This is a genomic window from Amycolatopsis sp. NPDC024027 (assembly GCF_040638975.1).
In the GTDB taxonomy this organism is placed as follows: Bacteria; Actinomycetota; Actinomycetes; order Mycobacteriales; family Pseudonocardiaceae; genus Amycolatopsis.
In genome coordinates this window covers 387016-413283 of record NZ_JBEZYY010000004.1, presented here as the reverse complement: position 1 = coordinate 413283, position 26268 = coordinate 387016, and the positions used below count along the sequence as shown (strand labels likewise).

Genomic DNA, 26268 nt, shown 5'->3' with positions numbered 1-26268 from the left:
GATCTTCACCGCCGGTGGCCGGACGCGCGAATGGATTTCGGCCAGCCGGGCAGCGAGGCGAAAGGTCCTCAGCGCCTGACCTCCGCCAGCTTCACCGGACGCCGTTCCCGCCGGGACACCTCGCACGCCTCGGCGATGTAGAACGCCTCCAACGCATCCGCCGCCCCACAGGGCGAAGGGGCCCGGCCCGCGACGACGTCCAGGAACGCTCGCAGCTCGGTCGTGTACGCCGGGCGGAAGCGCTCCATGAAGCCCGGGTACGCCGGCCCGGGCAGCGGGGCCACCCCCGGCTCCACCGACCGCAGCGGGGCCCGGTCGTCCAGGCCGACCACCACGCCCGACACCGAACCCAGCACGTCGAGGCGCACGTCGTACCCCGCGCCGTTGTAGCGGGTCATCGAGACCGTCGCCAGCGTGCCGTCGTCCAAGGTCAGTGTCGCCGCCGCCGTGTCGACGTCGCCCGCGTCGCGGAAGAACTGCTCGCCGCGGTTCGCGCCGATCGCGTACACCTCGTTGACCTCGCGGCCGCTCACCCAGCGGATGATGTCGAAGTCGTGCACGCCGCAGTCGCGGAACAACCCGCCCGAGTGGGCGACGTACTCCGCCGGCGGGGGCGCCGGGTCGAACGTCGTCGCGCGCAAGGTGTGCAGCCAGCCCAGTTCGCCGGACGCGACCGCCGCCCGGGCCGCCGCGTAGCCCGCGTCGAAGCGGCGCTGGAAGCCGATCTGGACGGGGACGTCCGAGGCACCGATGCGGTCGATGACCGCCAGCGTGCCCGGGATGTCCGCGGCCACCGGCTTCTCGCAGAACACCGGGAGGCCCGCGTCGACCGCCGCGATGATCAGGCCGGGGTGCGCGTCCGTCGCCGCCGTGACGACCAGCCCGTCGAGCCCCGCGGCGAACAGCTCGTCGAGGGACACCGATTCGACGCCGAGCTTCGCGGCCGCGGAGGAGGCTCGCGCGGGGTCGACGTCGGCCACGACGACCGATTCGACCTCCTCGAAGCCCTTCAGCGTCTCCGCGTGCGCGGTACCGATCCGGCCGGTGCCCGCCAATCCCAACCTCATCGTGGTGTTCCTCCTGTCGCAGACAATTCGGCAGTGGTCGACCGGACCACCAAGGACGGGTGCAGCAGGTGCCGGACCGGCTCCGTGCGCTCCCCGCGGACGCGCTCGATCAGCGCTTCGAAGGCCAGCCGCCCCATCTCGGTGCGTGGCTGGTCCACTGTGGTCAGTGAGAGGTGCCGCAGCGCGGCCAGGGACGTGTTGTCGTAACCCACGACCGACACGTCTTCCGGCACGCGCAGCCCGGCTTCCTCCAGGGCCGAGATCGCCCCGACGGCGTTGAAGTCGTTGCCCGCCACCAGCCCGGTCGGCAGGTCGAGCCGCGAGTACGTCGCCAGCAGCTCGCGCACCGCCTTCTCGCCGCCGGTGTCGGTGTGCTCGCTGCGGACGACGATCGGCTCCAGCCCGTGCCGCCGCATCGCCGACTGGAACCCGCGGCGCCGCTGGGCCGCCCCGGCCGCGCCCCCGCCGTCGAGGTGGGCGATGCGCCGGTGCCCGAGGCCGACGAGGTGGTCGACGGCCAGCGCGGACCCCGCCTCGCCGTCGTCGTTCACCGTGTCCACCGTGGACGAGCGAATCGTCCGCGAGACCAGCACGACCGGGCACTGCTTCGCCGCGAGCTGGATCGACGCCGCCGGAACGACCGGCGACAGCAGGATGATCCCCGCCGGCCGGAAGGAAAGCAGGTTGTGCAGGGCGTTCCACTCGCGGGTGGGACTGCGGCCGCCCGTGTTGAGGATCAGGTCGAAGCCCGCCGCCCGAGCGGCCGCGTCGAGCCCCTCGACGACGTCGGCGAAGAAGGCGTTGCGCAGGTCGTTGACCATCACGCCGAGCACGGTGGACGTCCGGCTGGCCAGCGACCGCGCCATCACGTGCGGCTGGTAGCCGAGTTCCTCGGCCGCGCGCAGCACCGCCGCGCGCCGCGCGTCGGACACCTTCGGCGAATTGTTCATCACCAGGGAGACCAGTGCGCGGGAAACTCCCGCCCGCCCGGCGACGTCCTCCATGGTCGGACGCACCATGCGCACCTCCCCTGATCTCGGAAAACTCGGCCTTGACTTGCTGTGACGGACGCTACAAGATTAGAGCGCTCTAATCAATAGAGCGCTCCAACGGACCAACGGAGGCCCTTGTGACAGCGACGATCCGCGTGGCCGCCGCCCCGATCTCGTGGGGCGTCTGCGAAGTGCCGGGCTGGGGCCGGGTGCTGGACGCGGCGACCGTGCTCGGCGAGATGACGGCCCTCGGCGTCCAGGCCACCGAGCTGGGCCCGCCCGGGTACCTCCCCCGCGAACCCGCCGCGCTGCGCGAGCTGCTGGCCGGCTACGACCTGACCCTCGTCGGCGGCTTCCTCGCCGTCGTCCTGCACGAGAACCAGCGGGAAGCACTGCGCGAAGCCGAGGAATCGGCCGCGCTCTTCGCCGCCTGCGGGGGTGAGGTCCTCGTCCTCGCCGCCGCGACCGGCCTCGACGGCTACGACGACCGCCCGCGGCTCGGCGACGCCGAATGGGCGACGCTCGTCGAGACCGCCGGCAAGATCCGCCACGTTGCAGGCGCCCACGGCCTGCGCACGGTGCTGCACCCGCACGTCGGGACGCACGTGGAGCAGCAGGCCGAGGTCGAGCGCTTCCTCGCCGATTCCGATCTCGGGTTGTGCCTCGACACCGGGCACCTGATGATCGGCGGGACGGATCCGGTGGAGCTGGCGAAGCGGTATCCCGAACGGGTGGGGCACGTGCATCTCAAGGACGTCCGGGAAGACCTGGCGGCCGAGGTCCGCGCGGGCCGGCTCGCCTACACCGACGCGGTCGGGCGGGGCATGTACACCCCGCTCGGCGAGGGCGACGTGGACGTGGCGGCGATGGTGCGCTCCGTCCAGGCCGCCGGCTACGACGGCTGGTACGTCCTCGAACAGGACACCGCCCTCGGCGACGCGAGCCCCGCCGACGGACCCCGGCGGGACACCGAGCGCAGCCTGGCCCACCTCGCGAAGATCACCGACTCCCTCTGAAACCTGGTCCCAAAGGAGTGACTGTGTTCACCTTCAAGAAGCTGGCCGGCGTGGCGGCGATCGCCGCCGCCGGGCTGATCCTCTCCGCCTGCAGCGGCCCCAGCGCCGACAACTCGAAGAGCAGCTCCAGCAGCAGCCCCTCGGCGGCGGCCCCCAGCTCGGGCGGCCCGCTGAAGGTCGCCGTGGTCACCCACGGCAGCGCCGGCGACGCCTTCTGGAACGTCGTGAAGAACGGCGCCGAGCAGGCGGGCAAGGACCTCAGCGTCGGCGTCGACTACTTCTCCGACGGCGACCCGGGCAACCAGGCCCGGCTGATCGACAACGCGGTCGCGCAAAAGGTCGGCGGCCTGGTCGTCTCGATGGCCAACCCGCAGGCGCTGCAGACGTCGATCCAGAACGCGGTGAAGGCCGGCATCCCGGTCGTCACCATCAACTCCGGCGAGGACTTCAGCGCCCAGTTCGGCGCGATCGCGCACGTCGGGCAGAGCGAAGGCCTCGCGGGCCAGGGCGCCGGCCAGCGGCTCAAGGCGGCCGGCAAGACCAAGCTGCTGTGCGTCATCCACGAGGCCGGCAACATCGGCCAGAACCAGCGCTGCGACGGCGCGAAGCAGACCTTCGGCAACGTCACGACGCTGCAGGTCGACATCTCCAACCCGACCGACGCGCAGGCCCGCATCCGCGGCGCGCTGCAGTCCGACCCGTCGATCGACGCCGTGCTGGCGCTGAACTCGCAGGTCGCCGCCCGTGCCGTCGCCGCGGCGAAGGAAGCGAGCTCCAAGGCCCAGGTGGCCACGTTCGACCTGAACGCCGACGTCGTCACGGCCATCAAGGACGGCAGCATCCTGTTCGCCGTCGACCAGCAGCAGTACGAGCAGGGTTACCTGCCGGTCGTGTTCCTGAAGCTGTACAAGGAGAACGGCAACACCATCGGCGGCGGCAAGCCGGTGCAGACCGGCCCGGGCTTCGTCGACAAGACCAACATCGACACCATCGCCCCGTACGCGCAGCGCGGCACGCGATGACCGCAGCCATTCAGGCCCAGCCCGACGAACGCGTCGCGAAGAAGAGCCTGACCGACCGCTTGGTGGTGCGCCCCGAAATCGGCGCGCTCCTCGGCGCGGTGCTGGTGTTCGTCTTCTTCTCCGTCGTCACCGGTCAGTTCCTCAGCCCGCTGGGCGTGGCGACCTGGCTCGACGACTCCTCGACGCTGGGCATCATGGCCGTCGTGGTCGCGCTGCTCATGGTCGGCGGCGAGTTCGACCTGTCCGCGGGGGTGATGACGGCGTCGACGTCGCTGGTCACCGCGATCCTGGCGACGCAGGCGGGCTGGAACGTCTGGCTCGCGCTGCTGGCGTCGCTGGTGTTCGCGCTCGGTGTCGGCGCGTTCAACGGCTGGCTGGTGATGAAGACCGGGTTGCCCAGCTTCATCGTCACGCTGGGGTCGTTCCTCGCTTTGCAGGGGCTCAACCTCGGCGTGACCCGGCTGGTCACCAACACCGTCCAGGTGTCGGGCATGCGCTCGACCAGCGGCTACGAGTCGGCCGGCGGGCTGTTCGCGTCCACCTTCGACGTCGGCGGCACGGAGTTCCAGTCGTCGATCATCTGGTGGATCGTCGTCACGGCGATCGCCGCGTGGCTGCTGGTGCGGACCCGGTTCGGCAACTGGATCTTCGCGGTCGGCGGGTCTCAGGTGTCGGCCCGCTCGGTCGGCGTGCCGGTGGTGCGCACGAAGATCCTGCTGTTCATGGGCACCGCGCTCGGCGCGTGGCTGGTCGGCTCGATCAACATCCTGCGGTTCGCCAGCGTGCAGGCGAACCAGGGCATCGGGCTGGAGTTCCAGTACATCATCGCCGCGGTGATCGGCGGCTGCCTGCTCACCGGCGGGTTCGGCTCGGCGGTGGGCGCGGCGATCGGCGCGCTGATCTTCGGCATGGCGCGCCAGGGCATCGTGTTCGCGCAGTGGAACAGCGACTGGTTCATGCTGTTCCTCGGCGTCATGCTGCTGGCCGCGGTCCTCGTCAACAACGCCTTCCGGCGCCGCGCGGAGAGGGTACGCCGATGAGCTTGCTCGAAGTTCGCGATATCGGAAAGACGTACGGCAGCGTCATCGCGCTGCGCGATGTGTCCACTGTGGTCAACGCGGGCGAGGTCACCTGCGTGCTCGGCGACAACGGCGCCGGGAAGTCGACGCTGATCAAGATCCTGGCCGGCGTGCACCAGCACGACCGGGGCGAGTTCCTCGTCGAAGGCGAGCCCGTGCGGTTCTCCTCGCCGCGCGAGGCCCTGGACCGGGGCATCGCGACCGTGTACCAGGACCTCGCGGTGGTGCCGCTGATGAGCGTCTGGCGCAACTTCTTCCTCGGCTCCGAGCCGACGACCGGGTTCGGCCCGTTCAAGATGCTCGACCGGAAGAAGGGCCGCGAGACGACGAAGAAGGCGTTGTCCGACATGGGCATCGACCTGCGGGACGTCGAGCAGCCGGTCGGGACGCTCTCGGGTGGTGAACGCCAGTGCGTCGCCATCGCGCGGGCGGTGTACTTCGGCGCGAAGGTGCTGATCCTCGACGAGCCGACGGCCGCGTTGGGTGTCAAGCAGGCCGGGGTGGTGCTCAAGTACGTCGCCCAGGCGCGGGACCGTGGCCTCGGCGTCGTGCTGATCACGCACAACCCGCACCACGCCTACCCCGTCGCCGACCGGTTCCTGCTGCTCAAGCGGGGTGCCGCGCTCGGGCACTACGAGAAGTCCGAGATCGACATCGGCGAGCTGACCCGGCAGATGGCGGGCGGTGCCGAACTGGAAGCCCTCGAACACGAGCTGCGGCAGGTGGAAAAGGCGTGATTCTCGAAGCGCTGACGATCGGCCGGGTGGGGGTCGACCTCTACCCCGAGCAGAGCGGCGTCCCGCTGGCCGGGGTCAGCACGTTCGCCAAGTCGCTCGGCGGGACGGCGACCAACGTCGCGGTCGCCGCCGCGCGGCTCGGCCGGCGCACGGCCGTGCTCACGAAGGTCGGTCCGGACGGCTTCGGCGACTACGTGCGGCAGGCCCTCGACGGCTTCGGCGTCTCGCCGGACTTCGTGGGCACTTCCGAAGGTCTCCGGACGCCGGTGGTGTTCTGCGAGCTGAATCCGCCCGCGGACCCGCCGCTGCTGTTCTACCGCTCCCCCATCGCGCCCGACCTCACGCTCACCGACGACGACGTGCCGTGGGACGTCGTCGAGTCGGTGCCGCTGCTGTGGGTCACCGGCACCGGCGTCTCCGTGGAACCGGCCCGGGCGACCCAGCGGAAGATCCTCGAGGCCCGTGGGCGCCGGGAACACACCGTCCTGGACCTGGACTACCGGCCGATGTTCTGGCCATCGGTGGAGCAGGCCCGCGAAGAGATCGGCGCGATGCTCGACCACGTCACGGTCGCGGTCGGCAACCGCGCCGAGGTGGAGGTCGCCGTCGGCACCGCGGACCCGGACACGGCCGCGGACCGGATGCTGGACCGGGGGCTGCACCTGGCGGTGATCAAGAAGGGCGCCGAAGGGGTTCTGGTGGCGACTCCGGACGCCCGCTGGACGGTGTCGCCGCAGCGTGTCGAGGTCGTCTGCGGGCTCGGTGCGGGCGACGGCTTCGGCGGGGCGCTCATCCACGGCCTGCTGTCGGGCTGGGACCCGGTCCGGATCGCGGAGTACGCGAACGCGGCGGGCGCGCTCGTCGCGTCGAGGCTGGCTTGCGCCGACGCCATGCCGACCTCGGGGGAGATCGAGGAGCTGCTGTGAGCCACACCGACGAGCGCCGGCGGGAGCGAACCCGCAGGCCTGCGCCGACGCTGTCACCGAGCCGGCCGCGTACGGCCTGGTCGCGATGATCGAGCCGATCCCCTGCGCCCGTAACGAAGGCGGGGCCGCTGTCGAAGCCGCCGCGAAGATACTGGAGGCCGCGAAGTGAGCAAGCTGCACCGTCCACTCGGGACATTGTCCGACGGCGCCGACCCGGTCCGGCTGACCCCGGACACCGCGGGCTGGCGGTACGCCGGGCTGCGGGTGCTCTCCCTCGCCCCCGGCGAGACGCGCGTCCTGCACACCGGCGAGTTCGAGGCGTTCGTGCTGCCCTTGGCCGGTTCCGCGACCGTCCGGGTCGACGGCGAGGTCTTCGAACTCCGCGGCCGCGACTCGGTCTTCACGCGCGTGACGGACTTCGCCTACGTCCCCCGGGACGCCGAAGTCGAGTTGTCGACAACGGACGGTCTCGAGGTCGCGCTGCCGATGGCGCGCTGCACCCGCCGTCTCTCCCCGAAGTACGGACCGGCCGAAGACGTGCGGGTGGAGGTCCGCGGCGCCGGGCAGGCGACGCGGCAGGTGACCAACTTCGGGGTGCCCGGGGTGTGGGACCACGCCGACAAGCTCAACGCGTGCGAGCTGATCACGCCGGACGGCAACTGGTCGTCGTACCCGCCGCACAAGCACGACGAAGCGACCGAGTGCGAGGTCGTCAACGAGGAGATCTACTACTTCCGGATCGCCGGCCGCGACGGTGTCACGCCGTCCCGCGAAGGCTTCGGGCTGCACCGGACGTACACCGCCGACGGCGAGCTCGACGAGGACGTCGCCGTGCGCGACCACGACGTCTTCCTCATCCCGCGCGGCTACCACGGGCCGTGCGTGGCCGCGCCGGGTTACCCGATGTACTACCTGAACGTCCTGGCCGGCCCGGCCGAGGAGCGGTCCATGGCGTTCTGCGACGACCCCGCGCACGGCTGGGTCCGGGACACGTGGGCGGCGCAGGACCTTGATCCGCGCTGCCCCGTCACGAGTCACGAAGGGCGTGTCCAGTGAAGCTCACGACGGCTCAAGCGCTGGTCCGCTGGATCCTCGCCCAGCGCTCGGAAACCCTCGACGGCGTGGAAGTCCCGCTGTTCCCGGGGGTGTTCGCGATCTTCGGGCACGGCAACGTCCTGGGCCTCGGCACCGCCCTGGAAGAACACCGCGGGGACATCCCGGTCTGGCGCGGGCACACCGAGCAGGGCATGGCGCTCGCCGCGGTCGGGTACGCGAAGGCCACGCACCGGCGGCAGGTCGGCGTCGTGACGTCGTCGATCGGGCCGGGCGCGCTGAACATGGTGACCGCGGCCGGCGTCGCCCACGCGAACCGGCTGCCGGTGCTGCTCCTGCCGGGCGACACCTTCACCAACCGGGCACCGGACCCGGTGCTGCAGCAGGTCGAGCCGTTCGGCGACGCGACCGCGACGGTGAACGACGCCTTCCGCGCCGTCTCGCGCTACTTCGACCGGATCAGCAGGCCCGAGCAGCTGATCTCGACGTTGCCGCAGGTCGCGCGGGTGCTCACGGACCCGGCCGACGCCGGGCCGGTGACCCTGGCGCTGCCGCAGGACGTCCAAGCCGAAACCTGCGACTTCCCGGACGCGCTGTTCGAGCCGGTGACGCACCGGCCGCTCCGCCCGCGCCCGGACAGGCGTTCGGTGACCGAAGCCGCCGGGGTCCTGCGTGCCGCCCGCCGCCCGCTGATGGTGCTCGGCGGGGGCGTCCGGTACTCCGGGGCCGGGCAGCGCGCGCTCGACTTCGCCGAGCGGCACGGGATCCCGCTCGTGGAGACCACGGCGGGCCGGACGCTGGTGCCGCACGGGCATCGGCTGCACGCGGGCCCGCTGGGCATCACCGGCTCGACGTCGGCGAACGTCGTCGCGGCTTCGGCCGACGTCGTGCTCGCGGTGGGGACGCGGCTGCAGGACTTCACGACGGCGTCCTGGACGGTCTTCTCCCCCGACGTCCGGCTGGTGTCGCTCAACGCGGCCCGGTTCGACGCGGTGAAGCACGGCGCGCTGTCGGTCGTCGGGGACGCCGACGCGGGGCTGGCGGACCTCGCCGTCCAGCTGGAGAGCTGGCGCGTGGATCCGGAATGGACCTCCCGCGCCGCGGCCGAGCGGGATTCGTGGGACGCGCACATCGACTCGCTGCGGTCTTCTCCGGCCGAGCTGCCGTCGTACGCGCAGGTCGTCGGCGTCGTCAACGACCTCTCGGCGACCGGCGACTACGTCATGACGGCGTCGGGCGGGCTGCCGGGCGAGCTCATCGGCGGCTGGCGGGGATCCGGCTCGGTCTCGATGGACGTCGAGTACGGGTTCTCCTGCATGGGCTACGAGCTGTCCGGCGCGTGGGGCGCCGCGATCGCCCACCCGGGCCTGGTGACGACCCTGCTGGGCGACGGCTCGTACCTGATGCTGAACTCGGAGCTGTTCTCGGCCGCGTTCGCCGGTCACCCGTTCGTCGCCGTCGTCTGCGACAACGACGGGTACGCGGTGATCGCGCGGCTGCAGGAGGGTCAGGGCGGGAAGCCGTTCAACAACTTCTACGCCGACTGCACGACTTCGCACGCTTCGCCGCCGCGAGTCGACTTCGCACGCCATGCGGAGTCGCTGGGGTGCGTGGTGTTCACGGCGTCTACTGTGGACTCCCTTCGTGAGGCGTACGCATCGGCCCGCGAGTCGGCCGTCTCGGAGCGGCGTCCGGCGGTGGTCGTGGTGAAGACGCAGCCGTCGGCCTGGACCGAAGCCGGAGCCTGGTGGGAGGTCGGCGTGCCCGAGCACCTGGCCGGACGCGACGGCTACGAGCGCGGGAAGGGCGGGCAGGTGCGCTACCTCGGGTCCTGAGTGACGGCCGGCGACGCGGCCCCGCCCAGGAGGTGCCGCGGCGCGCCGGAGCCGTCGGCCGGGACCGCCCAGACGGCGTTGTCCAGCCCGTAGAGGATCGTGCGGTCGTCCTGCCAGAGGGCCTGGTCGTCGACGCTGCGGGTCTCGGCGAGCTCGGTCTCCCGCATGCTCGCGAGGTCCAGGACGGACAGCCGCCAGACGCCGTCGCCGACCTTCTTCTTGAACGCGATCCGCTTGCCGTCCGGGGACAGCGAGGGGCATTCGACGTTCTCGCGCAGGGTCTTCCCGCGGTACCGCCGGTAGTCGGCTTCGACGAGGTACGTCTTGCCCTTGCTGCCGAGGGTGGCGTAGAAGCGGTTGCCGTCGGGGGCGAAGGTGATGCCCCAGTAGTTGACGTCGGCCGCGAAGTAGCGGTCGTCGTCCATGAAGACCGGCAGCTCCTCGATCGTCTTGACCAGCCGGCCGGTGTCGACCTCGTAAAGCCCGGCGCGGGTCGAGAAGCCGGTCTGCGCGTAGGAATCGCCGGTGACGAACAGCGTCCAGTCGACGCGCTTGCCGTCCGGCGAGACGCGCGCGCGGCTCGGCGTCCCGGGCACGGTCTCGGTGTGGCGGACGGCGAGGCGGTCGTCGAGGACGAGGACGTCCGTGATCGCCGGGAGCGTGCCGGGCCGGACGGCCAGGCACACCGCCGTCTGCTTCGCCACCGCGAACCGGTCACACTTCAGGCCGCTGAGCTGCGGTTTCGCCTGCGGGTCGCCGAGCGGGACGGCGCCGACGCGGCCGGTGGCGGTGTCGCGGAACAGCAGCTGGCCGGGGGCCAGGGTCACCGCGGCGGCGGGTTCGGCGGCCGCGGTGCCGTGCCGCGCGCTGACCGTGTACGTGACGGCCGCGGCGATCAGGAGGGCCGTGCCGGCGAGGGCGAGGACGAGTTTCTTCACGGGCGCACCGGTTTCGCGAGGGCGGCGGCGATGGCGACGGCGGCCAGGCAGACCGCGGCGACGAGAACCGCGGGGCGCAGGTCCCACAGCGTCCACGCCAGTCCGAAGAGGACGGAGGAGAGCATCCGGGCCACGGCCTGGCCCGTCTGCACCACGGCCAGCCCGGTGGCGCGCAGGCCGGCCGGGATGAGCGGGCCGGCCGCGGCCATCAGGACGCCGTCGGTGGCCGCGTAGAAGACCCCGTGCAGGCCGAGCGCGACCACGGCGAGCCACAACCCCGCCTGCGGGCCGCAGAGCAGCACCAGGGCCACGCACAGCGCCACGTGCCCGCCGAGGAACACCGGCCAGCGGCCGACGCGGTCGGCGAGCTTGCCGAGCGGCACGGCCAGCAGCAGGTAGACCCCGGCGGTGCCCAGCGGCAGCAGCGGGAAGTACGTCGCCGCGATTTCCCAGCGCCGCTGCAGGACGAGGTAGACGAACGAGTCGCCGACCGTCACCAGGCCCAGCAGCGCCGCCCAGAGCGTCACGCGCCGGAAGTCCTGCTGCTTGAGGAGACCGAGCGCGGCTCGGGCGGACACCGCCGCGCGGTCGACGCCGCCGGGCCGGTCGCGGACGAACAGGGCCAGCAGCAGCACGGCGATGGCCGCGATGCAGAAACTGGTGACGAACACGCTGGGGTAGCTGCCGAGGCTCACGGCGAGCACCGCCATCGCCACCAGCGGGCCGAGGAACGCGCCGACGGTGTCCATCGCCCGGTGCACCCCGAACGAGCGGCCGAGGGTCGCCGGCTCGCTGCTGAGCGAGATCAGCGCGTCGCGGGGGCCGGTGCGCAGCCCCTTGCCGGTGCGGTCGGCGGCGAGGACCAGGCCGATGGCCGCGACCGACGAACCGGCCGCGACCAGGCCGAGCTTGCACACCGCGGACAAGCCGTACCCGAACCCGGCGACGGCCTTCAGCCGCCGCCACCGGTCGGCGAGGTGCCCGCCGAGCACCCGCACGACCGCGGTGGCGCCCGCGTAGAGCCCGTCGAGCAACCCGAACTGCAGTGGGTTCAGGCCGAGGCCGAGCACCAGGTAGAGCGGGAGGACGGCGGTGACCATCTCCGACGAGACGTCGGTGACCAGGCTGACCATCCCCAACGCCACCACGTTGGCGGACACCCGCTTGAGCGCCGGTTTGCGGTCGGTCCCGGAGGCCAGGTCCGAGGTACGGCTTGCCGCGATGTACATGCCCGCGCCTACTGGTGGCAGGTGTAGGTCGGGCTGTTGTCGAGGACCTTGCCGTCGACGCCGATGAGCTGCGTCTGGAACGAGGTGTCCGTCATCGACAGCTTCAGGACGCCGAAGGTCTTCAGCAGCTTGGCGGTCGTCGGGTGCGCCGGGCTCAGGTCGTAGAGGTCGGCGCCCCCGCTGCCGCCGACGATCTCGACCGGACCTCCTCCGTCGGCCTTCCCGTCGGCGTTCTGCGGCACGAACCGCTCGTAGTCGTGGTCGTGGCCGTTGAGGACGAGGTCGACCTTGTTGGCCACCATCAGGTTCCAGAGCTCGACGCTGTCCTTGTTGTCACCGTGGTCACCCGAGCTCCACCGCGGGTGGTGGTAGTACGCGGCGACGCAGCCCTTCGTGTTGCCGGCCAGGTCCTGCTTGAGCCAGGTGATCTGGGGCGGCTCGGCGAAGTCGTCGTGCGTGGTGAAGTCGTTGGAGTCGAGGGCGATGAAGTGCCAGTTGCCCATTTCCCAGCTGTAGTAGCGCTGGCCCTGCGGCTTGGCGATGGCGCCGAAGTACTGGTCGTAGCCGGTGAACCCGCTGTAGGACTCGTGGTTGCCCGGGACCGGGTGGGTGATGTTCTTGAACTTGCCCCACGTCTTGTCGTAGTAGTTCTTGAAGTCCGACAGGGTGGGCTCGTCGTACTGGTTGTCGCCCATGGTGATCACGGCCGCGGGACTCATGTTCTCGACGAGCTTCGCGGTCTTGGGGTGGACGCAGCCGGAGCTGCTCGCGGTGCACTGTTCGGCGATGTCGCCGGCGGCGGCGAGGACGAAGCCGGCGCTCCCGGCCGCGGTCTTGACCGTGATCGGCGTGCTCGTGGGCGAGGCGTTCCCCGCGGCGTCGCGCGCGCGGACCGCGTAGGTGTAGCTCGTGGCCGGGGTGAGCCCGGTGTCGGTGTAGGACGTCGTCGCGCTGGTGGCGACCGCCGTGCCGTTGCGGAGGACGTCGTACCCGGTGACGCCGACGTTGTCGGTGGCGGCGCCCCAGGTCAGGGGGACGCTCGTGGCGGTCGCCGTGCCCGCCGCGAGGCCGGCGGGGGTGGTCGGGGCCTGCGTGTCGCCGGAGGAGTCCGTGGTGCCGAAGACCTGCATCTCCCAGAAGGAGTAGCCGTAGCTGGTGCCGCGGGTGAGGCCGACGAAGCGCACGAAGCGGCCGCGGGCGGTGAGGCCGCCGAGGTCGTCGATCTTGCCGTCCCCGGTGTCGACGGTGGCGGCCGTGGTGAACGACGTGCCGTCGTCGGAGACCTCGATCCGGTACTTCTTCGCGTAGGCGGCTTCCCAGTTGAGGACGACGCGGTGGATGCTCGCGGACTGGCCGAGGTCGATCCGCAGCCACTGCGGGTCGGCGCCTTCGGCGCTGGCCCAGCGGGTGGTGGTGCTGCCGTCGACGGCCTTGGCACCGGTGTACGACGAGCTTTCGGTCGTCGAGGTGGCCACGGGTTTTCCCTGCGACAGCAGGACATCGGCGGCCTGGGTGGTGGCGGCCGCGGCGATCGCGGACGGCAACAGCACCACGGCGGCGAGCACCGGGGTGAGTCGGGCAAAGGGACGTAGTCGGGTGGACGGCACGTCGCGCTCCTTACGGGCCTGGCGGTGGCTGGTGGGCTGCGGCGTCGGGTCAACGGAAGTGAAACTGTTAGGAAAGTTTCCTAACTAAGCGAACGACTCGGACTGTAACGAGGCGGCGTTCCGGCTGACAAGACTTGTCTTGTCCTTGAATCGGTCAAGAGGGTGAGTTTTTCACGGTTTCCGCAGCTCACGGCATGTGCCGGTGAGCGGCATACTGCTCCGCGTCCCGGGACGGCGCTTCCCGGCTCAGCCGGACTGGGGCGGCGCTTGCAGGCCTTCGAAGACCGCCGCGATCAACCGCCGTCCCTGGGCCGCGCCGTCTTCGTTGTTCGCGACCCGCCACAGGAAACTCATGAGCATGATGATGTCGGCGGGGTCGTGCCCGGGCGCGATGGTGCCCTCGGCCACGCAGGCGTCGACGAGCTTCTTGACCGCCGCGGTGGTCGGCGCCCACGAAGCGCTGACCAGTTCCTGAGCGGCCGCGCCGTGCAGCGCGTCCCCGAGCCCGTGCTTGATGCGGATGTAGGCCGACAGCGTCTCGAACCACTCGACGAAGGCGGCCTTCGCGGACGAATGCCGGGCCAGCACCTCGTCGGCGGTGGTCGTCAGGCGTTCGATGTCGTGCTGGTAGGCCCCGAGGATCAGGTCTTCGCGGGTCGGGAAGTGGCGGTAGAGGGTGCCGGCGCCGACGCCGGCGCGCTTCGCGACCTCGCTCAGCGGGACCAGCGGGTTCTGCGCGAACAGCTCGTGAGCGGCCTCGATGATCGCGATCCGGTTGCGCGCGGCGGCCTTGCGCTGGGTGCCGTACGTGCCGTCGGTCATACCCCGATCATGCCTCATCTTTGACATGCGGAGAATCCTCCGCTAGTTTCGTCGTCAGATCCGGAGAATCCTCCGTGAGTTACCCGTCAGGAGAACCCCCATGCGTTACGTGAAGCTCGGCGCCACCGGCCTGGACGTCTCCCCCGTCGCGATCGGTGCGATGAGCTACGGCGAGCCCGACCGCGGCCACCCGGTTTGGTCCCTCGGCGAAGAACAGGCCCGGCCGCTGATCAAGCACGCCCTCGAGGCGGGCATCAACTTCTTCGACACCGCGAACATGTACTCGAACGGGTCCAGCGAGGAGATCCTCGGCCGCGCGCTCAAGGACTTCGCCGACCGCGACGACGTCGTGATCGCCACCAAGCTGCGCCACCCGATGCGCCCCGGGCCGAACGGGAAAGGGTTGTCCCGCAAGGCGATCATGACCGAGATCGACCACAGCCTCCGGCGGCTCGGCACCGACTACGTCGACCTCTACCAGATCCACCGCAACGACCACGCGACACCGCTGGAGGAGACCCTCGAAGCCCTCAGCGACCTGGTGCGGGCCGGCAAGGTGCGGTACCTCGGCGCGTCTTCGATGTTCGCCTGGGAGTTCGCCAAGGCCCTGCACCTGCAGAAGCAGCACGGCTGGGCGCGGTTCGCGTCCATGCAGGACCACTACAACCTGCTGGCCCGCGAGGAAGAACGCGAGATGCTCCCGCTGTGCCTGGACGAGGGCGTCGGCACGATCGTCTGGAGCCCCCTGGCCCGCGGCCGGCTGGCCCGCGCCTGGGACGACGCGAAGTCGACGGCGCGCTCCGGCACCGACGGGGCGTACGCGGACCTGCTGTACTCGCCCGCGGAAGAGGCGTCGAACCGCGCGATCGCCGAGGCGGCCGGGAAGGTGGCGGCGGCCCACGGCGTGAGCCGCGCGGCCATCGCCCTGGCCTGGCTGCACCGGCAGCCGGTCGTCACGGCTCCGCTGGTCGGCGCCGGTTCGATTCAGCAGATCGACGACGCGATCGCGTCACTGGACGTCGAGTTGACCGACGAGGACGTGCGCGCTCTTACGGCGCCGTACACGCCGCGGTACGACTGGCAGGGCGTCTCGGACGAGGCGGCCATGGCGGCGATCCGGGCTCGCGTTCCGGGGATGGCGCTGGCGTGACACCGGCGCACTTTCTGTTGTCCCACAACGGAAATGTTCCCTTCCGGAAGATCACCCGATTCAGCGATGGTGTTCGCACAGATGTTCGGTAGCGTGGGTCTTATGGCTCCTACGACCCGCACCTCCGCCTTCCGGCGAAGACCTTCACCGCTCCGAAGTCAGCAGTTTCCGGATCTCCGTCACGGCGGCCCGGCCGGCCCGGTTGGCCCCGACCGTGCTCGCCGACGGCCCGTACCCCACCAGGTGCAGGCGGGGTTCCAGCACCACCCGCGTGCCGTCCAGCCGGATGCCGCCACCGGGTTCGCGGACGTGCAGCGGCGCGAGGTGATCGATCGCTGCGCGGAAGCCGGTGGCCCAGAGGATCACGTCGGCGTCGAAGTGCGAGCCGTCCGCCCAGGCGACGCCCCCGGGTGTGATGCGCTCGAACATCGGCCGCCGGTGGAGGATCCCGGCGGCGCGGGCGGCGCGCACCTCCGGCGTCACGGCCAGGTCGGTCACGCTGACGACGCTTTCGGGCGGCAGGCCCGCGCGCACCCGCTCGTCGACCTTGGCGACGGCGTTGCGTCCCCAGTCCTCGCTGAAGGGCTCGTCCCGCCACACGGGCGGCCGGCGGGTGACCCATGCCGTGGCGCGGGCGAGCGGAGCGAACTCCATGAGCAGCTGGACGGCCGACGACCCACCACCGACCACGACCACCCGCCGGTCCCGGAAGTCTTCGGGCCCGGTGTAGTCGGCGGTGTGCAGCTGCCGCCCGGCGAAGGTTTCCTGGCCGGGATAGCGCGGCCAGAAGGGACGGTCCCAGGTCCCGGTGGCACTGATGACGGCCCGTGCGGCCCACGACTCCGCGGGGCTCGAGACGACCAGCCGCTCCCGTGCCCGCGTCACGGACTGGACGTCGACGGGCCGGAGAACGGGGAGATCGTAAACGCTTTCGAAGCGCGCAAAGTAGTCGGAGACGACCTCGGAGGCGGGCCGCGTCACGTCCGGAGTGCCGAAGGCCATGCCAGGAAGGTCGTGGATGCCATGCACCTTCCCGAGAACGAGAGAAGGCCACCGGTACTGCCAGGCACCCCCGGCGCGCTTCCCGTGGTCGAGCACCACAAACCCGGTCCGGTTGGCGAACCCGGCCCGCCGCAGGTGGTAGGCAGCAGACAGCCCGGCTTGCCCGGCCCCGATGACCACCACGTCCGTCTCGTGATCCGCGCCGCTCATATGAGGTGCAACACCGCGCGTGAAGAGGTATTTCGCGTGCTGAATCACAGCGACGGCGCAGCTGGGACGGGTTTCTCTCCACTCCCGTCACGAGCCGCCCTTCGGCCGATCGCACCCGAGCCACTCCTCGACCGAGCCCCACTTACCTCAGGTGGCACCGGCCCTTTACCCGCAAGCACCACGCCCGCCAACCCACCAGCTGAATCACAGCAGCGGCACAGCTGGGACAGATTCCTGTCCACTTCCGTCACGAGCCCCTCGCCGGCCGAGCCCACCCGAGCCACGCTTCGACCGAGCCCCACTCACCCCGGATGACACCAGCCCTCCACCCCACAAACCACGACGCCCGCCAACCCACCAGCGGAAGCCGCCCTCCGACCGATCCCACCCGAGCCACGCTTCGACCGAGCCCCACTCACCCCGGGCGGCACCAACCCTCCACCCCACAAACCACCACAACCACCAACCCCACCAGCGGAAGCCGCCCTCCGGTGCTTCCCGGGCCGGGCACGCATCAGACCGCGACCCGGTTCCGACCGGCCTCTTTGGCCCGATACAGCGCCGCGTCAGCGGAGCGGAGCACGTCATCGAGAGTCGGTCCGGCGTCCGGGTGCCGCGCGACCCCGATCGATACCGAAAGGCCACTCACCCGGACCGTCCCGCTACCCGTCGAGATCACCACGTTCAGCTCACCCACCGCCACCCGCACCCGCTCGGCGATCGCCAGCACGTCCGCGCGGCCGATGCCCGGCAGCAGCACCACGAACTCCTCACCGCCGAACCGGCCCACCGTGTCGCCCTGGCGCACCGAACCGGAGATCGCCACCGCGACCGCCGCCAGCACGTCGTCGCCGGTCAGGTGGCCGTACGTGTCGTTGATGCGCTTGAAGTGGTCGAGGTCGATCATCAGCACCGCGAAGCCCCCGACGGCGCCGCGGCGCTGCACACGGGCGTGCTCGCGCGTCGCGGATTCGTGCCAGCCCGCGGTGTTGAGCAGCCCGGTCTTCTCGTCCGTGACGGCCGCGACCTGCAGCTGTTGCTTCAACAGCAGATACCGGTGCAGCAGCAGCAACGGCGCCACGACGAACACCACCAGCACCGGCTGCTCGACCAGCGCGAGCGCGGCGAGCCCGCCCAGGCAGAGGGTCGCCAGCTCGAAGGCGTTGTCCTCCCAGGTGCCGATCAGGTCGGCCGCCGAGCGCTGGCTGGTGTACAGGTAGATGCCGGCCGCCACGAGGCCGACGTTCACCAGCTCGAACACCGCGGCCGCCAAGCAGAGCGCGAACAACCCGCGCGGCGTCTGCAGCGGCGTCCCGTGCAGTCCCGACACGGCGAGAACGGAGGAAGCAGCGAAACAGGAGAGCATCGCCCAAGCCGTGCTCGCCACGAAACGGTGCGCGGGCCGCGTACGGACCTGTCGCCACACTCGCACCCACAGGTGCGTGTAGAGCACGACAGCCAGCAGTGCCACCCACGCCGGCGGGAGCAGGACGACACCGGCTAGGTACCAGACGGAGGTGACGTTGATGTGCATCTGCCCGCTCATCCACCGGCGCACCCGCTCGATTCGGCGTGACATCTCGGCCTGAGCGACCCCGAGGGCGACGAGCACGGCAAACCACCCCGGACGCACGGGGCCGCCGAACCCGGTGGCCAGCGCCGTCCCGGTCGCGCCGACGGCCAGCAGTTCGCAGCCGAGGGCATAGGCGATCCAGCGGGTCTTGGCACCACCCCACATCGCCCATCGCGCGGGCCAGCCCGGCCAGGCGGAAAGCGCTTCCCGGCGCACGGCGGCCTGGGCTCTCAAGAGCCGAGGCCACAGACGCGACGAACCGGCATCGTGACGTACCCCTTGCGCGAAGTTCGGCCGACCAGGTAGCCCAGCGTAGCCGTTCCGGCGACCCGCGTCGCCAGTCCGGGGGAATTGCCGGCAACGCACCGACGCAAAGACCCGCCCAAAGTAGATCAACGCAGGTCAGCGCCTCAGCAACAGCTCACCATCGGGGGACGCCCGCCCCAGCCGGCCGTCGCAGGCCGGATCACTCGCACAGCGCGCGGACAAGCGCCAGCAGACCCACCACCGCGGCATCGCCACCTCGGCAGATTGCGGCCCCCGCCCTGCCAACGACCCCGCGCGGAGCAGACCGGCACAGCTCAGCGGATCGGCACCCCGCACACGCCCACCAACACAGGCCGGCTCACTTGCGGAGCGCGCGGACCAGACCGGTTCACTTGCGGTGCGCGCGGACCGGACTGGCCCAGGTCAATGGCCGAGCGCCCCGCACGCATCCACCAACACAGGCCGGCTCACTTGCGGAGCGCGCGGACGATCGCCACCAAGCCCACTACCGCGGCGATGGCGGCCAGCACCGGGGCCACTCGCTTGAGCACCGATGCGCCCGCGTAGTCGAGCAGGTCGATCGCCTCGGTCTCCGGGGGTGCCGGGACGCTGTGCAGCGCCGGGCGGTCCGCCGGCTTGGGCTTCGGCTCCGTGTTGATCTCCGGGGTGGTCGGTGCCGGCTTGACCGCCGGCTGCGGCTTGGCCACCGGCTCGGACGTGGCCGCCGGGGTGCCCTGCTCCGGTACCGGCTTCACGGCCCGTTCGGCCACCGGCTGGGCCGCTGCCGCTGCCGCCGCGGCCGGGGCCGTCCCCTGCGCTGGGGCCTTTCCGGCCTGGACACTCTGCGCCGGTGCATCCCCGGCCGTCGCCGGAGCAGCCGCCGGGCCAGACGTCGCCGCCGCCGGGGCAGCCGCGGGCTTCTCGGCCGCCGCTTCCTCCGCCGGGCCCAGCTTGCGCGACAGACAACCCGCGAACGTGTCGAGGATCTTGCCGCCGACCTCGCTGATCAACCCGCGGCCGAACTGGGCGGGCTTGCCCGTGATCGCCAGGTCGGTCGCCACCGTTCCGTGGGTTCCGCCGTCCGTCTCCGTCAACGTCAACGTCACCGTTGCCGCCGCCGTGCCCGCTCCGCGGGAATCCTTGCCCGAGGCCTTGATCGTCACCTTGCGGGCGGCTTCGTCCTTCTCGAGGAACTCGCCGTTCCCCTTGTACAGCAAAGAAATCGGACCCAGCTTGACCTTCACCGTTCCGCTGAACTTGTCGCCCTCGACCTTGGTCAGCGTCGCGCCCGGCATGCACGGGGCGACGCGCTCGGGGTCGACGACCGCCTGCCAGACCTCGCCGATCGGAGCCGGGACGGTGAATTCGTGGTCGAGCCGCACGGGCCGACCTCCTTTCTGCCGAACCTGGGTGTTCGCACCCCACCCTAGCCGCCCCGGGGGCCGCGGCTCGCCGGGCGAGCGGCGGCCCCGGGGCGCGCGTCAGGCTCCGGCCGCCGCCGCGATCGCGCGGCCCGTCAGCACCTGCGCGAGGTGACGGCGGTATTCGACGTCGGCGTTGCTGTCGACCGGCGGATTCGTGCCCTCCGCCGCGTGCGATGCCGCCGCGGCGATCGAATCCGCCGAGGCCTGGACGCCGACCAATACCGCCTCGACACCCGATGCGCGGACCGGTGTCGAACCCATGTTCGTCAGCGCGACACGCGCCTCCTCGATGACGCCGGCCTCGGTGCGGACGGTGACCGCGACCGCGACCATCGACCACGCCTGGGCGACGCGGTTGAACTTCTCGTAGTGCGCCCGCCACCCCGTGTGCTTGGGGATGCGGATCTCGACCAGCAGCTCGTCCGGGGCCAGCGCCGTGGTGAACAGGTCGCGGAAGAAGTCCGCGGCCGGGACCGTCCGGCGCCCCGAAGGCCCGGCCACCACCAGCGATGCGTCCAGTGCGAGCACCGGCGCCAGCAGGTCGCCGGCCGGGTCGGCGTGGGCGATCGCGCCGCCGAGGGTGCCGCGGTGGCGGATCTGCGGGTCGGCCACCGTGTCCGTCGCCTCTTTGAGCAACGCCGCGTGCGCGGCCACCAAGGCGTCCCGCTGGACGTCGTAGTGCGTCGTCATCGCGCCGATCACCAGCGTGTCGCCGTCCTCGCGGACGCCGCGCAGCTCGGCGACGCGCCCGAGGTCGATCAGCGTGGTCGGCGCGGCGAGCCGCATCCGCAGCACCGGCAGCAGGCTCTGCCCGCCGGCCAGCACCTTGGCGTCCTCGCCCGCCGACGCCAGGGCCTGCACCGCTTCGTCCACTGTGGACGGGCGGACGTAGTCGAAGGGAGCCGGGATCACTGCGCACCTCCGGTGGCGTCGATCGAACCGAGGCCGCCACCCGCTTCGCCGCGGCCGGGGCCGCCCGCGTCGGTGGTGCCGTGCTGGATGGCATGCCAGACCCGCATCGGGGTCAACGGCATCTCGATGTCGTCGACGCCGAAGGGCCGGACGGCGTCGATCACCGCGTTGACCACCGCCGGGGTGGACGCGATGGTGCCCGCCTCGCCGACGCCCTTGGCGCCGAGCGGGTTCGTCGTCGACGGCGTTTCCGTGCGGTCGGTGGTGAACGACGGCAGGTCGGCCGCCGACGGCAGCAGGTAGTCGGCGAACGTGCCGGTGGTGAGCGTGCCGCTCTCGTCGTGCTCGGTGCCCTCGAACAGCGCCTGCGCGATGCCCTGCGCGAGCCCGCCGTGCACCTGACCCTCGACGATCAGCGGGTTCACCGCGACGCCGACGTCGTCGACGCAGACGTACGAGCGCAGCTTGATCCGGCCCGTCTCGGTGTCCACCTCGGCGGCGCACAGGTGCGTGCCGTGCGGGAACGAGAAGTTCTCCGGGTCGAACGTCGCGTCCGAGTCGAGCGACGGCTCGACCCCGTCGGGCAGGTTGTGCGCCGCGAACACCGCGAGCGCGACGTCGCCCATGGTCGTGGACGTGTCGGTGCCCCTGACGGTGAACTTGCCGCCGGCGAACTCGAGGTCGTCCTCGGCGCATTCGAGCAGGTGCGCCGCGATCGGCTTGGCCTTGGCGATCACCTTCTCCGCGGCCTTGACGACGGCGATCCCGCCGACGACCAGCGACCGCGAGCCGTAGGTGTCCATGCCCTTGTGCGACGACTGCGTGTCGCCGTGCAGGATTTCGACGTCCTCGAACGCGACACCCAGCTGGTCGGCGACGATCTGGCTCCACGCCGTCTCGTGGCCCTGGCCGTGCGCGGACGCGCCCGTCGTGACCTCGACCTTGCCGGTCGGCAGCATGCGGATCGAGGCGTACTCCCAGCCGCCGGCGCCGTAGTCGAGCGAACCGAGCACCCGGGACGGCGCGAGCCCGCACATCTCGGTGAACGTCGAGATGCCGATGCCGAGCTGCACCTTGTCCTTCGACGCCCGGCGTCGCTCCTGCTCGGCGCGCAGGCCGTCGTAGTCGAAGAGCTGCTTCGCCTTCTCGGTCGCGGCCTCGTAGTTGCCGGAGTCGTAGGTCAGCCCGCACACGGTCGTGAACGGGAACTCCTCGTGCTTGATCCAGTTCTTCTCGCGCAGTTCCAGCGGGTCCATGCCGAGCTCGACGGCGAGCTCGTCCATGATCCGCTCGATCGCGAACGTCGCCTCCGGGCGGCCGGCGCCGCGGTAGGCGTCGGTCAGCGTCGTCGTCGTGTACACGTTGGTGCACGCGAAGTGGTACGCCGGGATCTTGTAGATCGCGTTGAACATGAACGCGCCGAGGATCGGCACGCCCGGCCCGACCAGGCCGTTGTACGCACCGAGGTTGGCGAGCAGCTCGACCTTGAGGCCGGTGACCTGACCGTCGCGGGACGCCGAGATGGTGATGTCCTGGATCTGGTCGCGGCCGTGGTGCGCGGCGAGCATCGTCTCCGACCGCGTCTCGTTCCACTTGACCGGCTTGCCGAGCTTCCGCGCGACGAGCAGCGACATCATTTCTTCCGGCAGCACGCCGATCTTGCCGCCGAAGCCGCCGCCGACGTCCGGGGCGATCACGCGCAGCTTGTGCTCGGGGATGCCGAGCGTCAGCGCCGACATCACGCGCAGGATGTGCGGCACCTGGGTGGCCGACCACATGGTGATCTGCGCGCTGGTCGGGTCGACGACGCAGGCGCGTGGCTCCATGAACGCCGGGACCAGGCGCTGCTGGCGGAAGCGGCGCTTGAGCACGACCTCCGACGAGCTGAGCGCGTCCTCGACGTTGCCGCCGGTGCCGGCCTCGGCGGAGTCGAACTTCCAGACCGCGCTCGTGTTGGTGCCCAGGTCCTCGTGGACCAGCGGGGCACCGTCGGCGATCGCGGCTTCCATGTCGAGGACGACCGGCAGCTCGTCGTATTCGACGTCGATCTCCTCGAGCGCGTCGTGCGCCTCGGCGGACGACCGCGCGACGACGACCGCGACGCCCTCACCGGCGAAGTTGACCGTGTCGGAGGCGAGCACCGGACGGCGCGGCGCCTTCATGTCCGGCGTGATCGGCCACGCGCACGGCATGCCGATCGAGCCGTCCGGGTCGAGGTCCTTCGCGGTGTAGACGGCGATGACGCCCGGCGCGCTCTTCGCCGCCGACGTGTCGATCGAGACGATCTTGGCGTGCGCGAACGGGCTGCGCAGGACCGCCATGTGCAGCAGGCCGGGCAGCGTGATGTTGTCGGTCCAGCGGGTGCGGCCGGTGATCAGCCGCTCGTCCTCCTTGCGGCGGCGGGACTTCCCGACCTCCGGTTCGATCGTGGCGGTCATCAGTCACCACCCACGCCGACATGCTTGTTCTCGGCGATCCGCTCGGCTTCGGGCCCGGCGCCGGGACTCATGTGCTTCGCGGCGTCGCGGACCGCGCGGACGATGTTCTGGTAGCCGGTGCAGCGGCAGAGGTTGCCCTCGAGGCCCTCGCGGACGGCTTGCTCGTCCGGGTCGGGGTTGTCGGCCAGCAGGTCGATCGACTGCATGATCATCCCGGGCGTGCAGAACCCGCACTGCAGCGCGTGGTTGTCGTGGAACGCCTGCTGGACCGGGTGCAGCTTGCCGTCGCGGGCGAGCCCTTCGACGGTGGTGACCTCGCAGCCGTCGGCCTGCACGGCCAGCACGGAGCAGGACTTCACGCTGTGCCCATCGAGGTGGACGGTGCAGGCGCCGCAGTTGCTGGTGTCGCAGCCGACGACGGTGCCGACCTTGCCGAGCCGCTCTCGCAGGTGGTGCACGAGGAGGGTGCGGGGTTCGACTTCGTCGGTGTACTTCGTCCCGTCGACGGTGACGGTGATGCGCATCAGGCCTCCAAAAGCCGGTTCGGGAACGGCCCGCCCGACAGTGATCGGGCTCACAAACCCCGAGCGTGCTACGCGACCTTCGCGTCGACAAGCCCTGATGTCACACGTTCAACTAACTGCTCCGCAAATGCGTGTCCAAGCGCAGCGAGAGTCCGTATGTGCGGCAGTCCGGATGGGTGAACTTTATGCACCCACTCGGGGTACTCAGCCGTGAATGCGTCCCGAGAGCTCGGCGAGGCGCTTGCCGCCGCCGCCCCACCGCAGCGCGATGATCTCCGCCGCGATCGACACGGCCGTCTCCTCCGGCGTGCGCGCGCCCAGGTCGAGGCCGATCGGCGACGACAGCCTTTCCAGCTCCGCCTCGGTGATCCCCGCTTCCCGCAGCCGCGCGAAGCGGTCGTCGTGGGTCTTGCGGGACCCCATCGCGCCGACGTACCCGACCTCCAGGCGCAGCGCGACCTCCAGCAGCGGCACGTCGAACTTGGGGTCGTGGGTCAGCACCGCGATCGCCGTGCGCTGGTCGATGCGGCCGGCGTCCGCCTCCGCCTGCAGGTAGCGGTGCGGCCAGTCGACGACGACCTCGTGCGCGTCCGGGAACCGGCTGGTGGTGGCGAACACCGGCCGCGCGTCGCACACCGTGACCTGGTAACCGAGGTAGGCGCCCATGCGCGCCATCGCGGCGGCGAAGTCGATCGCGCCGAAGACCAGGAGCCGGGGCGGCGGCTCGAAGGAGTTGACGAACACCGCCATCCCCTCGCCGCGGCGCTGCCCGTCCGGGCCGTAGTGCAGGGTGCCGGTGCGGCCGCTGGCCAGCAGGCCACGCGCGTCGTCGGCCACCGCGTCGTCCATCCGCGACGAGCCGAGCGAGCCCGCGGTGCGGTCCGGCCAGACGATCATGTGCTCGCCGACCAGGCCTTCGCGTTCGTGCTCGATGATCGTGACGACCGCGACCGGCTCGCCGCCGCGCACCGACGCGACGACCTCGCCGAGCTCCGGCATCGAGTCGCGGTCGACGTGCTCGACGTAGATGTCGATGATCCCGCCGCAGGTCAGGCCCACCGCGAACGCGTCGTCGTCGGTGACGCCGTAGCGCTGCAGCACCGGCTTGCGCTCGGCGACCACCTCCTGCGCGAGCTCGTAGACCGCGCCTTCGACGCAGCCGCCGGACACGCTGCCGGCGACCGTGCCGTCCGGCGCGACGACCATCGCGGCGCCCGGCGCGCGCGGAGCCGACGAGAAGGTGGCGACCACGGTGCCGAGCCCGACGGTTTCGCCGTCGGACCAGCGGCGGAACACGTCGTCCAGTACGTCACGCATCGGCAATCTCCCCGAGCAGTCGTTCCAAAGTGGCCAGGGTGTGCCCGGCCAGCAGCCGGTCGATGTGGGGCAGCGCGGCCACGATGCCCGACTGGACCGGAGCGTAGCCCGCACGGCCGGCGTGCGGATTCACCCAGAATACGGCGTGCGCGAGCCGGCGCAGCTGCGCGAGCTGCTCGCCGAGCAGGCCGGTGTCGCCGCGTTCCCAGCCGTCGGAGAACACCGTGACCACGGCGCGGCGCGCCACCCCGCGCCGGCCCCAGCGGTCGAGGAACGCCTGGAGCGTCTCGCCGAGCCGGGTCCCGCCGGCGAAGTCCGGCACGGCCGAGCCCGCCGCGAGCATCGCGCGTTCCGGATCGCGCTGCCGCAGCTGGCGCGACACCCGGGTCAGCCGCGTGCCGAGCGTGAACACCTCGACGGACGGCGGCGCGGCCCGCGTCAGGACGTGGGCGAACCGCAGCAGGGCGTCGGCATAGGGGCTCATCGAGCCGGAGACGTCGATGAGCAGCACCACCCGCCGCGGCCGGCTGCCGCGGCGGGCGTGCACGAGCTTGAGGGGCTCGCCGCCGCTGGCCAGCATGGCGCGCAGCGTGCGCGACGGGTCGAGGCGGCCACGCCGCGACGGGGTCCGCCGGGCGGCCGGGCGCCGCGGGAGTGCCGGCTTCAGGGTGGCCAGCAGCTCGCGGAGGTGTTCGCGTTCGGCGGTGGTCAGCTCGGCGAGGTCGCGATGGCGCAGGACTTCGTGGGCGCTGGCGGCGACTTTCAGCTGGTCGGATCCCTCGCCGCCCTCGGCGTCCGCGCCTTCGGCGGCGGCCAGCGGGGCGATCCTGGCCTTCTTGGGCGCGGCCGGCGTCGCGCGTCGCGGAGTGGAGGTCTCGATCGAGAACCACTGGCTGAAGGCTTCTTCGTAGTACGGGAGGTCGTCGGGGCTGGAGCACAGCGTCAGCCGCCCGGCCCAGTACAGCTGGGTGGGCTCGGCGACGTCGATCTCGGCGACGGCGGACAGGTAGGCCTGCACGCGGTGCGCGTCGCAGGCGACACCGGCTTCGCGCAACGCGGCGGCGAACCCGGCGTACCCCGCCACCGGATCGGAGACCGTGGTCATGTCTCCATTGTGCGCTCGATCGC

The 26268-nt window shown here is 71.3% G+C and carries 22 protein-coding genes; 8 read left to right on the top strand and 14 right to left on the bottom strand.

Annotation, left to right across the window (positions count from 1 at the left end; all coding sequences use genetic code 11):
* Positions 1 to 68: 68 nt before the first annotated feature.
* Both AB0F52_RS13835 and AB0F52_RS13830 read right to left on the bottom strand, forming a co-directional pair.
* Entirely contained in the window at positions 69 to 1067 is a 999-nt protein-coding gene (locus AB0F52_RS13835; RefSeq protein ID WP_360169307.1) for a Gfo/Idh/MocA family oxidoreductase, read from the bottom strand.
* A complete protein-coding gene (locus AB0F52_RS13830; protein ID WP_360169304.1) occupies positions 1064 to 2086 on the bottom strand; it encodes a LacI family DNA-binding transcriptional regulator in 1023 nt (340 codons plus the stop codon). The genes AB0F52_RS13835 and AB0F52_RS13830 overlap by 4 nt, the downstream gene beginning before the upstream one ends.
* Before the next feature lie 110 nt (positions 2087 to 2196).
* Here AB0F52_RS13830 and AB0F52_RS13825 point away from each other — a divergent pair, with 110 nt between their 5' ends.
* The 7 genes from AB0F52_RS13825 (at position 2197) to iolD (ending at position 9727) form a co-directional block, all read left to right on the top strand.
* A complete protein-coding gene (locus AB0F52_RS13825) occupies positions 2197 to 3075 on the top strand; it encodes a TIM barrel protein (protein ID WP_360169301.1) in 879 nt (292 codons plus the stop codon).
* Positions 3076 to 3098: 23 nt separating this feature from the next.
* Complete coding sequence (locus tag AB0F52_RS13820; RefSeq protein WP_360169298.1) at positions 3099 to 4097, top strand: sugar ABC transporter substrate-binding protein; 999 nt, start codon at positions 3099 to 3101, stop codon at positions 4095 to 4097.
* Positions 4094 to 5137, top strand: coding sequence for an ABC transporter permease (locus tag AB0F52_RS13815; RefSeq protein ID WP_360169295.1), 1044 nt, complete (start codon positions 4094 to 4096; stop codon positions 5135 to 5137). The genes AB0F52_RS13820 and AB0F52_RS13815 overlap by 4 nt, the downstream gene beginning before the upstream one ends.
* The gene (locus AB0F52_RS13810) at positions 5134 to 5913 is read left to right on the top strand and encodes an ATP-binding cassette domain-containing protein (protein ID WP_360169292.1); all 780 of its coding nucleotides are present in this window, start codon (positions 5134 to 5136) and stop codon (positions 5911 to 5913) included. Before AB0F52_RS13815 ends, AB0F52_RS13810 begins: the two co-directional genes overlap by 4 nt.
* A complete protein-coding gene (gene iolC / locus AB0F52_RS13805) occupies positions 5910 to 6839 on the top strand; it encodes a 5-dehydro-2-deoxygluconokinase (RefSeq protein WP_360169289.1) in 930 nt (309 codons plus the stop codon). Before AB0F52_RS13810 ends, iolC begins: the two co-directional genes overlap by 4 nt.
* A 165-nt stretch (positions 6840 to 7004) precedes the next feature.
* Positions 7005 to 7895: a 5-deoxy-glucuronate isomerase gene (iolB, locus tag AB0F52_RS13800; protein ID WP_360169286.1), complete on the top strand. Its 891-nt coding sequence runs from the start codon at positions 7005 to 7007 to the stop codon at positions 7893 to 7895.
* Positions 7892 to 9727, top strand: coding sequence for a 3D-(3,5/4)-trihydroxycyclohexane-1,2-dione acylhydrolase (decyclizing) (gene iolD / locus AB0F52_RS13795; protein ID WP_360169283.1), 1836 nt, complete (start codon positions 7892 to 7894; stop codon positions 9725 to 9727). The genes iolB and iolD overlap by 4 nt, the downstream gene beginning before the upstream one ends.
* Here iolD and AB0F52_RS13790 read toward each other — a convergent pair.
* The 4 genes from AB0F52_RS13790 to AB0F52_RS13775 form a co-directional block, all read right to left on the bottom strand.
* Complete coding sequence (locus AB0F52_RS13790) at positions 9712 to 10665, bottom strand: hypothetical protein (RefSeq protein ID WP_360169280.1); 954 nt, start codon at positions 10663 to 10665, stop codon at positions 9712 to 9714. The genes iolD and AB0F52_RS13790 overlap by 16 nt on opposite strands.
* Positions 10662 to 11894 (bottom strand): MFS transporter, encoded by a 1233-nt coding sequence (locus tag AB0F52_RS13785; RefSeq protein ID WP_360169277.1) that lies wholly within the window; start codon positions 11892 to 11894, stop codon positions 10662 to 10664. Before AB0F52_RS13785 ends, AB0F52_RS13790 begins: the two co-directional genes overlap by 4 nt.
* An 8-nt stretch (positions 11895 to 11902) precedes the next feature.
* On the bottom strand, positions 11903 to 13459 hold the full coding sequence (locus AB0F52_RS13780; protein WP_360169603.1) for a discoidin domain-containing protein: 1557 nt from the start codon (positions 13457 to 13459) through the stop codon (positions 11903 to 11905).
* Positions 13460 to 13747: 288 nt separating this feature from the next.
* Positions 13748 to 14323: a TetR/AcrR family transcriptional regulator gene (locus AB0F52_RS13775; protein ID WP_360169274.1), complete on the bottom strand. Its 576-nt coding sequence runs from the start codon at positions 14321 to 14323 to the stop codon at positions 13748 to 13750.
* 100 nt (positions 14324 to 14423) lie between these two features.
* Here AB0F52_RS13775 and AB0F52_RS13770 point away from each other — a divergent pair, with 100 nt between their 5' ends.
* Positions 14424 to 15473 (top strand): aldo/keto reductase, encoded by a 1050-nt coding sequence (locus AB0F52_RS13770; protein WP_360169271.1) that lies wholly within the window; start codon positions 14424 to 14426, stop codon positions 15471 to 15473.
* Between the two features lie 144 nt (positions 15474 to 15617).
* Here the strand turns inward: AB0F52_RS13770 and AB0F52_RS13765 are convergent, their stop codons facing one another.
* From AB0F52_RS13765 to AB0F52_RS13730, 8 genes are all read right to left on the bottom strand, one after another.
* Positions 15618 to 16685 carry an NAD(P)-binding domain-containing protein gene (locus AB0F52_RS13765; protein ID WP_360169268.1) on the bottom strand — a complete coding sequence of 356 codons (1068 nt, stop codon included), beginning with the start codon at positions 16683 to 16685 and terminating at the stop codon, positions 15618 to 15620.
* Positions 16686 to 17199: 514 nt separating this feature from the next.
* Complete coding sequence (locus AB0F52_RS13760; protein ID WP_360169265.1) at positions 17200 to 18492, bottom strand: GGDEF domain-containing protein; 1293 nt, start codon at positions 18490 to 18492, stop codon at positions 17200 to 17202.
* Positions 18493 to 18992: 500 nt separating this feature from the next.
* Positions 18993 to 19907, bottom strand: a complete 915-nt coding sequence (locus AB0F52_RS13755; protein ID WP_360169262.1) for an SRPBCC domain-containing protein — start codon at positions 19905 to 19907, stop codon at positions 18993 to 18995.
* 99 nt (positions 19908 to 20006) lie between these two features.
* Entirely contained in the window at positions 20007 to 20861 is an 855-nt protein-coding gene (locus tag AB0F52_RS13750; RefSeq protein ID WP_360169259.1) for a xanthine dehydrogenase family protein subunit M, read from the bottom strand.
* A complete protein-coding gene (locus AB0F52_RS13745) occupies positions 20858 to 23299 on the bottom strand; it encodes a molybdopterin cofactor-binding domain-containing protein (protein WP_360169256.1) in 2442 nt (813 codons plus the stop codon). Before AB0F52_RS13745 ends, AB0F52_RS13750 begins: the two co-directional genes overlap by 4 nt.
* Positions 23299 to 23823 carry a (2Fe-2S)-binding protein gene (locus AB0F52_RS13740; RefSeq protein ID WP_360169253.1) on the bottom strand — a complete coding sequence of 175 codons (525 nt, stop codon included), beginning with the start codon at positions 23821 to 23823 and terminating at the stop codon, positions 23299 to 23301. The genes AB0F52_RS13745 and AB0F52_RS13740 overlap by 1 nt, the downstream gene beginning before the upstream one ends.
* 204 nt (positions 23824 to 24027) lie before the next feature.
* Positions 24028 to 25140, bottom strand: a complete 1113-nt coding sequence (locus tag AB0F52_RS13735; RefSeq protein WP_360169250.1) for an XdhC/CoxI family protein — start codon at positions 25138 to 25140, stop codon at positions 24028 to 24030.
* A complete protein-coding gene (locus AB0F52_RS13730; RefSeq protein WP_360169247.1) occupies positions 25133 to 26245 on the bottom strand; it encodes a VWA domain-containing protein in 1113 nt (370 codons plus the stop codon). Before AB0F52_RS13730 ends, AB0F52_RS13735 begins: the two co-directional genes overlap by 8 nt.
* Positions 26246 to 26268: the final 23 nt, after the last annotated feature.